Source organism: Nostoc sp. PCC 9305 (assembly GCF_963920915.1).
In the GTDB taxonomy this organism is placed as follows: Bacteria; Cyanobacteriota; Cyanobacteriia; order Cyanobacteriales; family Nostocaceae; genus Nostoc.
In genome coordinates this window covers 59,964-72,565 of sequence record NZ_CAWUDN010000011.1, presented here as the reverse complement: position 1 = coordinate 72,565, position 12,602 = coordinate 59,964, and the positions used below count along the sequence as shown (strand labels likewise).

The window sequence follows — 12,602 nt, the reverse complement described above, 5'->3', positions numbered from 1 at the left end:
CGCCCCGAAATACAAGGGACGGGCAAGATGCCCATCCCACAAAACTAGCAAAATCATCCCGCAAATATGCAACGCCAAAAATTACTTTTACCCGGATTGACCATGCGCCATTCTTGACAGTTTAGCTTGTAAATAGCTTGTTATGTGCTGGCAAAAGTGTGATAAAACACAATTTTTGGAGAGGCGATCGCTAATAGGTTGAGTTTATTTCACGTATAGGCGTTAATATATCTTAATGTATTCGGTATTGCTTTTTTAGCGCCCCAATGGAGTTAACCTCAAAAGAATTTAAGTCAGAACTGATATTAGAAGTCCAAGCCTGCCTGCAATTAGCAGTTCCTTTGGTAATTACTCAAATATTAGAAGCGGGCATTCCTTTATTGGATGGGGTGATGATGGGCTTACTTAACAGCCAAGCTTTAGCTGCGGGTGCTTTAGGTGCTGTTACGTTTTCTACCCTAGCTTCCGTTTGTCGTTCTATTCTTTCAGCTGCGGGTGTGAGTGTCGCCAATGCTTTTGGTGCAGGAAAAATAGACCAAGTGAGCCGTGCTACCGGTCAAGGAATTTGGTTAGCTGTGACGATGTGCTTACCTATAATGTTTATCATTTGGCACTTTGACTATATCCTGCTGCTAACTGGTCAAGAAGAAAGCAATGTATTATTAGCTCAAACATATTTGCGGTCTATTGTTTGGGGTTTTCCGGCCGCACTCGGTTTTTGTATCTTAAAAGAAGTTAGCTCTGCCCTCAATCGCCCCCAATTCTTAACAGTAATTACGGTAGTTGGACTATTATTAAACGCGGTTGCTAATTACGTGCTAATGTTCGGTAAATTTGGTTTACCAGCCCTTGGTTTAGCCGGTATCGGTTGGGCAAGCACACTCATTTTTTGGCTTAATTTTATCGCTGCCGCCAGTTGGATTTGCTTTGATAACTATTTTAAAGACTATCAGCTTGATTGTGCTTTGCATCAGTTCGATAAAGATATGTTTATAGATATCTTTCAAACTGGGTGGTTTTTGGGATTGCAGTATGGAGCAGAAATTGGAGTATTCACTGCCACAGCTTTAATGATGGGGTGGTTTGGAACAGAGACGTTAGCAGCCCATGAAATTACCGTCGAGACAGAAAGTTTTGTCGAAACAGTGTCTATAGGTATTTCCTATGCTGTCACGATGAGAGTAGGACAGTTGAGGGGACAAAATGATCTCAAGGGTGCAAGCAGAGCGGGATTAGTCTGCATTGCCCTTGTCACTCCTTTTGTGAGTATTGTGGCACTAATTTTTTGGCTGTTTCCTAACTATATTGTGGCAATGTATTTGGACACCAGTAATTTAGATAATATCGAGATAGTAAAAACGGCAACTTCTTTCCTCGCTGCGGGGGCAATAGTCCAAATATTTTATTCTATTCAGACTATTGCTGCTGGTGCTTTAATTGGGTTGAAAGACACCAAAGTGCCAGTGTTAATTACTATGTTCGCTTACTGGGGAGTAGGTCTAGGTGGAGGCTATCTGATGGCATTCACTTTCGGCTGGGGTGCTATAGGTTTATGGTTGGGTTTAGTACTAGGGCTACTTATGGGTGCAATGCTTTTAACTGGGCGTTTTTATCTTTTGACTTCTGAAATTGAGTCTGGTTGACTAAAAAGATAGAGGGGCAAGGGGGAATGGCACTAAGTTAAGATACACAACTGGTTCCCAACCTCCAGGCTGGGAAACCATTCTCGGAGGCTCCGCTTCCTCTTTCTTGACAAGAGGCAGAGCCTCTTGGAACTCATTCCCAGCCTGGAGGCTGGGAACGAGGATATAATAGTCTTTGGGCTTTTCTTAGTGCCATTCGGGCAGGGGGAAAGACTTATTGCAAGTTCTCACTCATCTTTCCTTGTCTCACCTGTCCCCTGCCCTACCATTAAAGGTATAGATTGTTACACAGCGATCGGGAATAAAGCATAGAAGTCAGTGGGCTAGGTAACTCAATCACTAGTCGTGCATAGTGTCAACAATGCCCACTTCTCATTACTGGTTAGAAGGTCTAAGTCTATCCCGCCAAGATGGTTGTGACGATGAAGAACCTGAAGAACCAGAACTATTTGCAGGAGATGACTCTCGCCGACTTCTTCGAGGCGGGGGTGAATCAGATTCTACTCTTCTAGAGCGTCGCCGTGGAGTAGATGATTCTGAGGAGGAGTTACTAGAACTTGATTCGCTGCGATCGCGTCTTCTCCGTCTTGGAGTATAATCGCTCGATTGCTGTTCTTCTTGAGAATATCTTCTTCTGCTTCTACGTCTCCTAGATGAACCACTGTCATCAGAATTTCTCGCACTTTCCCCTTCTGAGTCATCATCTTTAGAGGCAATAGAACGATTCAGGATTTGTTTCGGCTTGATGGACTGGGCTTTGATAGTGCCTTTGCGACCGTCTAACTTGGGTCGTTTGGGAAACTTTTCTACAGGCATCCCCTCTACCGCTTTTTCCATAAATTCGTGCCAAGTGTAAGCGGCACTACTACTACTGCCATAAGTGGGGCGGTTGTTATCGTTACCTAGCCATACCCCTGTCACCATCTGAGGAATGTAGCCAATAAACCATAAATCGCGGGCTTCGTCGGAGGTGCCGGTTTTGCCTGCAACTGGTCTATTATCTAATTGAGCAGCACCGCCAGTTCCCGCTTCGACGACGTTGCGTAGCATCCAAGTCATGATGGCGGCACTGTCAGCATCAAGGGCGCGTTTTGACTTGAAATTAGCTGACCAGATGACTTTGCCTTGGCGGTTGAGGATGCGGGTAATACCATGAGGTTCTGCGTGCAATCCCTGAGTTGCAAAACTACCATAAGCGCTGGTTAACTCTAGCAGATTGACTTCATTTGAACCAAGAGCCAAGGAGTAGGTGGGTTTAAGTTCAGATTTTATCCCCATATCATGGGCAAGTTTAATGGTTGGTGTAAATCCCACATCAATCAACACCTTGACCGCAACAATATTAACAGAGCGGGTGAGGGCATCTCGGATGTTCATTGAACCCCGAAAGTTTTCACTATAGTTTTTCGGTTCATAGCCGTCTACGACAAAGGGCGCATCCTCGTAGCTATCGTAAGGGCTTTTGCCAGTAGCGATCGCAGTGGCATATACAAACCCTTTAAATGTCGATCCTGGCTGCCGTTGTGCTTGGGTAACTCGATTAAACTGGTTTTTACCAAAGTCTTTTCCCCCAACCATTGCCTTAATTTCACCGTTGCGGGGGTCTATGGCCACCATTGCCGCTTGCTTAAAGTTTTCCCAGCGTCCTTGATTTCGCAATGTTTTTGCAACTGCCTCTTCTGCCACCTTCTGCCAACTTGGGTTAAGGGTGGTTTCTACTACTAGACCTCCACTTTTTAGCACATTAGCAGAAACATACTTGGGCAATTCTTTTTGGATGTAACTGGTAAAGTAGGGTGATTCTACTTGGACTCGTTTAGGTAAACTGCTTTTGAGGGTTAATGGCTCCTGAATGGCTGCTTGCCTTTGCTCTGGTGTAATTACTTTATCTTCTTGCATCCGTAGCAATACTAAGTCTCGCCGCCGTTTTGCCGCTTCGGGATTTTTGTCTGGGGCGTACAAGCTAGGAGCAGGAGCTAATCCCGCAATCGTTGCCATTTCCGCAAGGGAAAGTTGATCTGGCGTCTTACTAAAGTATACCCAGGCGGCATCTGCCACACCATAAGCTCCAGATCCCAAATAAACCAGATTTAGGTAACGCTCTAAAATCTGATCTTTGGTTAATTCTTGCTCCATTTTTTGGGCAAGGCGGACTTCCTTGAGTTTGCGCCAGATTGTCTGCTCTTGTTTCAAAAACAGAATCCGCGTTAGCTGTTGGGTGATGGTGCTACCACCTTCTACCACACCTTGCGATCGCAAATTATTCAAACCCGCTCTGACAATCCCTTGCGGATCGACTCCGTTGTGTTGCCTAAATCTTCTATCTTCTGAGGCGATGAAAGCTTTTTTTAAATTATCTGGTATTTGTTCTAGCGGTAGCTGTTCTCTAGTCGCTTCACCTTGTTGTTGTAATATGCTGCCATCAGCAGCTTTAATGGTCAGTGTTTGCTCTCTGAGCACAGCATTCAGCTCGGACTGATCTGGCAAAGTCCGATCTATTAAACTGATGCCGTAGATCGAGGCAACTATCCCACCGCCAATACTCAAACCTGCCCAAAACCAGAAGCGGCGATAGAGTGGTCTAGCGCCAGTTGCCCGATTGACCCTCATCCTAGATGGTAAAATTTTCATTTTGCTCAGTAACTGCCTCGTCTGCGCCAGATGTGCTGGTGGTAAGCTCTCATTCGTTCCTCCTTGTCCAGAGTCACTCAAATTAGTTGGTCTTCGCTTGAACCAGGAGGTAAGCTTCCCCACGTCAGTTCCTCGCTCAAAGTAGTAAGCAATTATATAACCACCATCAATCAACTTTGGGGTTATACCACTACCATTGTGTTAGTATAATATCCTATAAATAATTAACTGAATTCACTATAAAATAATGTTTTTTAAATTTGGTTAATTTAATTTTGTAAAAAATACGGTAATTTTGATAACTACTGCGAATATAAAAGCTATTGACAAGCATCCGCAAAGACAGCCCGAAAACTGGCTTATTTCAGGAAAGTATAATGTCTACATCGGGCTACGACGAAGCAGAGCGAAGACGAAGCGCCGTTGCTCTTGGTAGTAATATCGGCGATTCCCAGACAATTTTAGAAGCAGCTATAGAGACTTTAGCCCAAACGCCAGGTATTGTTTTAGAAGCCAGATCCCATTGGTATCAAACCAAAGCTGTCGGGCCACCACAGCCAGATTACCTTAACGGCTGCGTCACATTGCAGGTAAAAATACTCCCTCAGCAGTTATTAGAAATTTTGTTAGGAATTGAACAACAATTTGGGCGCGTGCGTCAGGAGCGCTGGGGGCCACGAACCCTAGATTTGGATTTGTTATTATATGATGACATTACTTTGGACACACCAAATCTCCAGATTCCTCATCCACGAATGCGGGATCGGGCCTTTGTGTTAGTTCCGCTGGCAGAAATTGCCCCAGATTGGATAGAACCAGTTTCCGGGTGTGTTATTAAAGAGCTGCTGAAAGAGGTAGACTGTTCTGATGTACATTTATGGATGGACAATTAAAATTACCATCCTTAAAAGCAGAAGAACACTGATTTTGCCTCTGTATTCACAGATAATCAGATTTTACTATGCCATTAGGTAGAGAATTACCACAACTGCTGAGACAACGCCTGTTTCATAAAGGACGCAAGTTTGATTTTGAAGTTAATCGCTTGCGTTTGCCGAATAAATCGGAAGGAGAATGGGAATGTATTCGTCACCCTGGCGGTGCGTTAGCTGTGCCAGTGACAGCGGAAGGTAAACTTATACTGGTGCGCCAGTACCGTTTTGCGATTCAGGGACGGATATTAGAATTTCCGGCGGGGACATTGGAAGGAACTGAAGAGCCTTTAGAAACAATACAGCGTGAAATTGCCGAAGAAACTGGCTATAGTGCCCAAAAATGGGACAAATTAGGCGAATTTTTCCTAGCTCCTGGCTATTCTGATGAAATTATCTATGCTTTTCTAGCGCGAGATTTAGAAAAGCTGGAGACACCACCACCACAAGATGGAGACGAGGATATCGAAACTGTATTTATGACTCCTGAAGAATTAGAAAAAGCTATTCTGGAGGGAGAGCCGGTAGATGCTAAATCAATTTCTAGCTTTTTTCTGGCGCGTCCGTTTTTAATTTAACACCCTTATGCTGCTAGAGTTAGCGATTGCAGATGCCTACGGTGCAGGCTTTGAATATGCAGACGAAACGATCGCTAACAACGATTTGAGTCGATACGTTGAACATCCGCGGTTTCGACTCAATCCTGGCAGCTACACCGACGACACCCAGATGAGTATTGCCATTGCGGAAGTGATTGTCGCTCAAGCACCGTGGACGCCAGAAGTTTTAGCCGATAGTTTTGTTAGAGCTTTTAAACGCGATGAGAGGGAAGGTTATTCTCGAAACTTCTACCATTTTCTGCTAGAAATTCAGGATGGGGAAGAGTTTTTAACCAAAATTAACCCTGATAGTGACAAAAGTGGGGCGGCGATGCGTGCAGCACCCATTGGCATCTATCCCACACCAGAAAAAGTCATTGAGGCGGCAACAATTCAAGCGGCAATTACCCACAATACACCTGATGGGATCAATGCTGCCGTTGCGGCTGCCTTAATGTCGCATTATTTTATCTATCGATTGGGAGCAAAACGCAAATTAGGACGGTTTCTCGAAGGTTATGTATCTGGAGAGTGGAATAAACCGTGGGAAGGTAAAGTCAAGTCTAAAGGCTGGATGAGTGTCAGAGCAGCGATTACTGCGGTGATACGAAATGACAGCATGAGCGAACTTTTACAAGATTGTATCGCTTTTACTGGGGATGTAGATACAGTAGCGGCGATCGCACTGGCTGCTGGTTCTTGTAGCGAAGAAATTACTCAAGACATTCCCAATCATCTTGTTACTGGCTTAGAGAATGGAGTTTACGGTAGAGATTACCTCATCGAACTAGATAAGCAGTTAATGAGTTTGGTGGGTAAAAAGATCGGCTAAATCTAATACATCAGAGTAGCACTAGGTAATCTTAATTTTCTAATTTTGGAGCGAGTTGAGTTCAGATGCTCAAAAGGCTAGATTTTAGTGTTTAATTTTAAGTTAGATAATCGAAAGCATATTTCAAGCCAAATTGATGAATCATACTCTAGCTTCTACTTTAGGAGAACTACAAACAAAAATATATTGGCTACATGATGCTGAAAAATTTGCTGAATTGGCAGAAGCAGCAACTGAAATATATATTAAACTTGGATATGACCAACAAAAAGCAGAAAATGTTGGCCGTTTAATTAGTGAAGCCTATCAGTTATCTGATGATGCTGATTTATCATACAAGGCTGGAGAAATTGAAAAAGAAATAAAATTTTATAATCAAGTCAAAGATAAATTTATAGAGATTGAGGCTATATTAGGTCTACAAAAAAATATAGCCGAACATCAAACAAAATGGTGGATACATTTTCGCCATAGACAGAAACTTCAAGTTATATATCACCTCTTTTTGCAACATTTAAAACCTTTGGGTTTAAATTATTTATTTATAGCTCTACAACTAACATATTATATGTTAAATATCGGCAAAGGTCATAATTTGCGCGATATAGAAATAACTCAAAAAAACGCTACAAAATATTGGATGCAATTATTGAAATGTAATATTACCAAATATCCCTATTTAGGTTAATTTGGTGTTTTGTAAAATATTTAAAGAAGCGAAGCGTAGCATTTAGTAGAGAAAGTGATTTGATAAATTAAGCTTTTTAGTGAATTGCGCGTAAATCGTGGTTTTGTTTGTATCGTTGCAGTTGACAACCACCTTTTTAAGAGGTTGTTTGAAAAGTGGTTGGCTATGATTTTAGGCACTAACTGATCCCCCCTAGCCCACGCCAGTCGCTCCACTTGGGGAGACCCCAAGACCGCGCTGGCTCCCCTTAAAAAGGGGGGAACCGGAATCAAAGTCCCCCTTTTTAAGGGGGATTTAGGGGGATCTAGAACGTTTTGTTACTGAGAAGAAAACTTTTCAAATATCCTCTAAGGTTCTCAATACTGCTCGGTTAAGCATTTTTAAATTGGAATTGGGTTTGGGGAAAAGGTTAAAGGGTAAAGGTTAAAGGTTTTTTCTTTCCCCTTCCCCTTTTCCCCTTAACCGACAAGTATTGCTAAGGTTCTTACTCATTCCCTACGTAGTCAAAAAAGCTGAAAATTACTGTAATCCTCAAAGACTCAGCTAGTTTTAGTGTCAAATAGCTATTTGTTTAGTATTTAGCCGTCCTTCTATATTTGCAGATATATATCGAGATAAACACTCTTATACATATAAACATATATTTCTTATATAGCCTAGTTTAAATATCAATTTATACCTTGTGTTCTTTCAAAAAAAGCTCCATGATTGATTTAGAAAGGCCATAACTATAGGTTGGTTAGTTAATAAGTTAGGACTTACGCACAGGTAACGGAAAATCGAACCACAGAGGCACAGAGAACACGGAGGAATAAGAGTTTGAGAGGTATTTTGCGTAAGTCCTGTAAGTATGCCGATATAGTTCATAAATATTTCCGGTTCATAACCAGAAAATATCTGATATTTATCTCAAATTTACTTAGGTTGGAGTTTGATTAACTCATGCTAGAAGGATGGATTCAAATTGTATTAACGCTACTAATTGTAGTAGCAATTACTCCTGTTTTTGGGCGCTATATGGCGCGTGTCTACCTAGAGCAAAGTACTTTTCTCGATCCGATTTTGAATCCCGTTGAGCGAGTGCTTTATTCTTTGGTTGGCGTTAAAACCAAAGAAAATATGACTGGCTGGCAGTATGGGCGGGCAATTTTATACAGTAACGTCGCAATGGGGTTGCTGATTTTCTTCATCATCATTAATCAAGGATGGCTGCCATTAAACCCAACTAAGATAGATGCGCCAACCTGGGATACTGCGCTGCATACGACTATTTCTTTTATTACTAATACTAACCAGCAACATTATTCTGGTGAAACCTACATGAGCTATGGTAGCCAAATGTGGGGACTTGGTTATCACATGTTTACTTCTGCTGCTACTGGTTTAGCGGTGGGGATTGCCTTTATTCGGGGATTGACGGGTAGATCGTTGGGCAACTTTTATGTAGATTTAATTCGCTCGATTACGCGAATTTTACTGCCTATTTGTCTTGTCGGTGGCATTGTCTTGATGGCAGCTGGCGTTCCCGAAACACTGGGGGGTGCGGTTGTATTCCCCACCTTGGAAGATGCGAATATCAGTCAGGCGATCGCTCGTGGCCCTGTTGCTCACTATGAAATTATCAAACAATTAGGAGAAAATGGCGGCGGCTTTTTCGCCATCAACTCAGCACACCCCTTTGAAAATCCCAACGGATTTTCTAATTTGATTCAGATTGTCGCCATGCTTTCGATTCCTACATCCCTAATCTACACTTACGGGTTGTTTGCGAATAACACTAAGCAAGCTTGGTTAGTCTACGGCATGGTAGGCATTCTCTATTTAGTATTTATCATCGTCACTGCCATTGGTGAATACAACGGCAATCCGGCTGTGAATGGACTACTGGGTAGTCAGCAACCGAATTTAGAGGGTAAAGAAGTCCGGTTTGGTTGGGCACAATCTGCACTATTTGCAACGAGTACAACTGGTACTATGTGCGGCGCAGTCAACAGTTTACACGACTCTTTCATGCCCAACGGCGGTTTTATTACCCTTTCCAATATGTTCCTGCAAATTATTTGGGGTGGACAGGGTACAGGAACCGCTTATTTGTTCGCTTATCTGATTCTGGCTGTGTTCGCTACAGGGTTGATGGTGGGACGTACACCAGAATTTCTCGGACGCAAGATTGAGAAGCGCGAGGTTGTACTTGCAAGTTTTCTGATTCTACTAGTTCACCCGATCGCAATTATGATTCCCGCAGGTATCGCCTTGGCATTTCCCGATCAATTAGCAGGAATTAGCAATCCCGGTTTCCACGGCTTTGCTCAAGTTATCTATGAATATGCTTCCGCTGCTGCTAACAACGGTTCTGGCTTTGAAGGTTTGGGAGATTCACAACCGTCTCCTTTGGCGATCGCTACAGGTGCAAAAACCACTGCAACTGCTTTGTGGTGGAACTTGAGTACCTGCTTCAGTTTAATTGCTGGACGCTATATTCCCATCATCGGTTTACTGTTTTTGGCAGATAGTATGTCTCGTAAGCAAGCTGTTCCCTACACCACTGGTACATTGCGAACCGATACTGGACTATTTACAGGCGTTACCGCAGGTGTGATTTTAATTCTGGGCGCACTTACATTCTTCCCAGTCTTAGCATTAGGCCCCATTGGTGAAGCTTTCTTTATTGCTAAAGGTATCGGCTAGGGAGTGGGGAGCGGAGGTGCGGAGGTGCAGGGGAGCAGGGGAGCAGGGGAGCAGGGGAGCAGGGGAGCAGGGGAGAGTTAGAACACCATTCATCGACCTCGGAACTCCGTTCATCGACCTTGGAACTCCATTCATCGACCTCGGAACTCCGTTCATCGACCTTGGAACTCCGTTCATCGACCTCAGAACTTCATTCATCGTCTTCGGAACTCCATTCATCGACCTCAGAACTTCATTCATCGTCTTCGGAACTCCGTTCATCGACCTCAGAACTTCATTCATCGACCTCAGAACTTCATTCATCGACCTTGGAACTCCATTCATCGACCTTGGAACTCAATTCATCGACTTCGGAACTCCATTTATCGACCTCGGAACTCCATTCATCGACCTCGGAACTCCGTTCATCGACTTCAAAGACTCATGCTCAAAATTTAATGTATGCCAATTACTACTGATTCTCCCTCCCCCCGTATTCCATCTGGAACTCGTGACTCGCGCAAACACACTCCCAAAACAGATATGCGGGGACTTTACCAGAGAGCAATTCGTGAGTCATTTATTAAGCTCGATCCGCGAATTACTGTCAGAAACCCAGTTATGTTTGTTGTTTGGGTAGGGACAATTGTCACCTTGCTTGTTACCCTAAACCCAAATCTGTTTGGCACAATCCAGGCAGATGTTAACCAACAACGCGTCTTAAACGGGTTGATTACCTTTATTCTCTTTTTCACCCTCGTTTTTGCCAACTTTGCCGAAGCCGTAGCTGAAGGACGCGGGAAAGCACAAGCTGATTCACTGCGATCGACGCGATCGGATACGATCGCTAATAAAATCCTCCCCGATGGTTCCATAGTAAAAGTCAATTCTACGGAACTGCGACGGGGCGATTTGGTAAAAGTGGTTGCAAATAATATGATTCCCGCCGATGGGGATGTAATTAAAGGCATCGGCTCAGTGGATGAGTCGGCAATTACTGGGGAATCTGCCCCGGTATTGAAGCAACCAGGTACAGATATTGCTAGTTCGGTGACAGGTGGTACACGCCTACTCTCCGATGAGTTGACAATTCGCATTAGTGCCGATCCCGGTCAAGGCTTTATCGATCGCATGATTGCCTTAGTAGAAGGAGCAGAACGCAGCAAGACTCCCAATGAAATTGCTTTGACGGTACTGTTGGCAGTGTTAACACAGGTGTTCTTAATTGTGGTAGCGACAATGCCCCCATTCGTCGGCTACATCGCCAGTTTTATCAGCACAGCCTTTGGAGTTGAGGCAGGAAACAGTTTGCGGGCGGGTGCTAGCGTTGCTATTCTCATCTCGCTATTGGTAGCATTAATTCCCACAACTATCGGTGGTTTACTCAGTGCGATCGGTATTGCAGGGATGGATAGAGTTGCCCAGTTTAACGTCATTGCGACCTCTGGTCGAGCAGTAGAAGCTTGCGGTGACATCAACACCTTGGTGCTTGATAAGACAGGCACGATCACCTTGGGGAATCGGATGGCTGACGAGTTTATTCCTTTGGATAATCACTCAATCATAGATGTGGCACGAGTCTCCCTAGCTGCTAGCTTGTTTGACGAAACGCCAGAGGGCAAATCGATTGTGATATTGGCAGAAAAGTCCCAGGCTGGGGTAGACTTTAACATTGACAAAGCCGAAGGTGTAGAATTTTCCGCCAAAACCCGGATGAGTGGTACGAATTTACCCGATGGTAAACAAATTCGCAAAGGTGCGGTGGATGCCATTAAGGGATTTGTCCGTTCCCGTGGCGGTAACGTTCCTGATGATATAGATGCAGCTTATGAGCGAGTTTCCCGGTTGGGCGGTACACCCTTGGCTGTTTGCCAAGATGACAAAATTTATGGTGTCATCTATCTCAAAGATATTGTCAAACCCGGTTTGCGGGAACGATTTGACCAACTCCGCCGCATGGGTGTTCGCACCATCATGCTCACAGGTGACAATCGAATTACCGCTTCGGTGATTGCCGAAGAAGCTGGGGTGGATGATTTCATTGCCGAAGCGACTCCAGAAGACAAAATTGAAGTGATTCGCTCGGAACAATCTCAGGGGAAACTGGTGGCAATGACAGGGGATGGTACGAACGATGCACCTGCTTTGGCTCAAGCAAACGTGGGTGTGGCGATGAATTCGGGGACGCAAGCTGCCAAAGAAGCTGCTAACATGGTGGACTTAGACTCAGATCCCACGAAGCTAATTGACTTAGTAACCATAGGTAAACAGTTGCTGATTACTCGTGGGGCGTTGACAACATTCTCCATCGCTAACGATATTGCCAAGTATTTTGCGATCATTCCCACAATCTTTGCCGCCGCTGGAATCGGCGCACTTAATATTATGGGATTAAAGAGTGCCCAATCTGCGATCGTCTCGGCGCTGATTTACAACGCCTTAATTATTCCGGCATTAATTCCGCTAGCACTCAGAGGGGTGAAATTTTTACCTTTAACAGCAGATCAACTGCTACGTCGTAACATCTTGATCTTTGGTCTTGGCGGTATCGTTGCTCCCTTCATTGCCATCAAACTGATAGATATAATCCTACCTTTGTCTTAATTTACT

At 44.0% G+C, this 12,602-nt stretch carries 9 protein-coding genes; 8 read left to right on the top strand and 1 reads right to left on the bottom strand.

The features are described from left to right. Positions 1 to 266 precede the first annotated feature (266 nt). Positions 267 to 1,643 carry an MATE family efflux transporter gene (locus ACM0OX_RS06485; protein ID WP_414514038.1) on the top strand — a complete coding sequence of 459 codons (1,377 nt, stop codon included), beginning with the start codon at positions 267 to 269 and terminating at the stop codon, positions 1,641 to 1,643. A gap of 375 nt (positions 1,644 to 2,018) precedes the next feature. Here ACM0OX_RS06485 and ACM0OX_RS06480 read toward each other — a convergent pair whose 3' ends face one another. Next, positions 2,019 to 4,397: a transglycosylase domain-containing protein gene (locus ACM0OX_RS06480; RefSeq protein ID WP_414514036.1), complete on the bottom strand. Its 2,379-nt coding sequence runs from the start codon at positions 4,395 to 4,397 to the stop codon at positions 2,019 to 2,021. 254 nt (positions 4,398 to 4,651) lie between these two features. Between ACM0OX_RS06480 and folK the strand changes: the two genes are divergently transcribed. From folK to kdpB, 7 genes are all read left to right on the top strand, one after another. Continuing rightward, positions 4,652 to 5,167, top strand: coding sequence for a 2-amino-4-hydroxy-6-hydroxymethyldihydropteridine diphosphokinase (gene folK / locus ACM0OX_RS06475; protein ID WP_414514034.1), 516 nt, complete (start codon positions 4,652 to 4,654; stop codon positions 5,165 to 5,167). Between the two features lie 68 nt (positions 5,168 to 5,235). Further along, a complete protein-coding gene (locus ACM0OX_RS06470; protein ID WP_414514033.1) occupies positions 5,236 to 5,784 on the top strand; it encodes an NUDIX hydrolase in 549 nt (182 codons plus the stop codon). A 7-nt stretch (positions 5,785 to 5,791) separates the two neighbouring features. Then, complete coding sequence (locus ACM0OX_RS06465; protein ID WP_414514031.1) at positions 5,792 to 6,637, top strand: ADP-ribosylglycohydrolase family protein; 846 nt, start codon at positions 5,792 to 5,794, stop codon at positions 6,635 to 6,637. A gap of 136 nt (positions 6,638 to 6,773) precedes the next feature. Continuing rightward, positions 6,774 to 7,325: a hypothetical protein gene (locus ACM0OX_RS06460; RefSeq protein WP_414514030.1), complete on the top strand. Its 552-nt coding sequence runs from the start codon at positions 6,774 to 6,776 to the stop codon at positions 7,323 to 7,325. Between the two features lie 942 nt (positions 7,326 to 8,267). Further along, positions 8,268 to 10,013, top strand: coding sequence for a potassium-transporting ATPase subunit KdpA (kdpA, locus tag ACM0OX_RS06455; protein ID WP_414514029.1), 1,746 nt, complete (start codon positions 8,268 to 8,270; stop codon positions 10,011 to 10,013). Then, positions 9,976 to 10,632 carry a hypothetical protein gene (locus tag ACM0OX_RS06450; RefSeq protein ID WP_414514027.1) on the top strand — a complete coding sequence of 219 codons (657 nt, stop codon included), beginning with the start codon at positions 9,976 to 9,978 and terminating at the stop codon, positions 10,630 to 10,632. The genes kdpA and ACM0OX_RS06450 overlap by 38 nt, the downstream gene beginning before the upstream one ends. Continuing rightward, a complete protein-coding gene (gene kdpB / locus ACM0OX_RS06445) occupies positions 10,536 to 12,596 on the top strand; it encodes a potassium-transporting ATPase subunit KdpB (protein ID WP_414514025.1) in 2,061 nt (686 codons plus the stop codon). Before ACM0OX_RS06450 ends, kdpB begins: the two co-directional genes overlap by 97 nt. The last annotated feature ends 6 nt before the right edge of the window (positions 12,597 to 12,602 follow it).

Excerpts from the sequence above, each read along its gene's own strand:
- kdpB (WP_414514025.1), top strand. The coding sequence starts at position 10,536 with ATGCGGGGACTTTACCAGAGAGCAATTCGTGAGTCATTTATTAAGCTC.
- ACM0OX_RS06470 (WP_414514033.1), top strand. The coding sequence starts at position 5,236 with ATGCCATTAGGTAGAGAATTACCACAACTGCTGAGACAACGCCTGTTT.
- folK (WP_414514034.1), top strand. The coding sequence starts at position 4,652 with ATGTCTACATCGGGCTACGACGAAGCAGAGCGAAGACGAAGCGCCGTT.
- ACM0OX_RS06485 (WP_414514038.1), top strand. The coding sequence starts at position 267 with ATGGAGTTAACCTCAAAAGAATTTAAGTCAGAACTGATATTAGAAGTC.
- ACM0OX_RS06465 (WP_414514031.1), top strand. The coding sequence starts at position 5,792 with ATGCTGCTAGAGTTAGCGATTGCAGATGCCTACGGTGCAGGCTTTGAA.
- ACM0OX_RS06460 (WP_414514030.1), top strand. The coding sequence starts at position 6,774 with ATGAATCATACTCTAGCTTCTACTTTAGGAGAACTACAAACAAAAATA.
- kdpA (WP_414514029.1), top strand. The coding sequence starts at position 8,268 with ATGCTAGAAGGATGGATTCAAATTGTATTAACGCTACTAATTGTAGTA.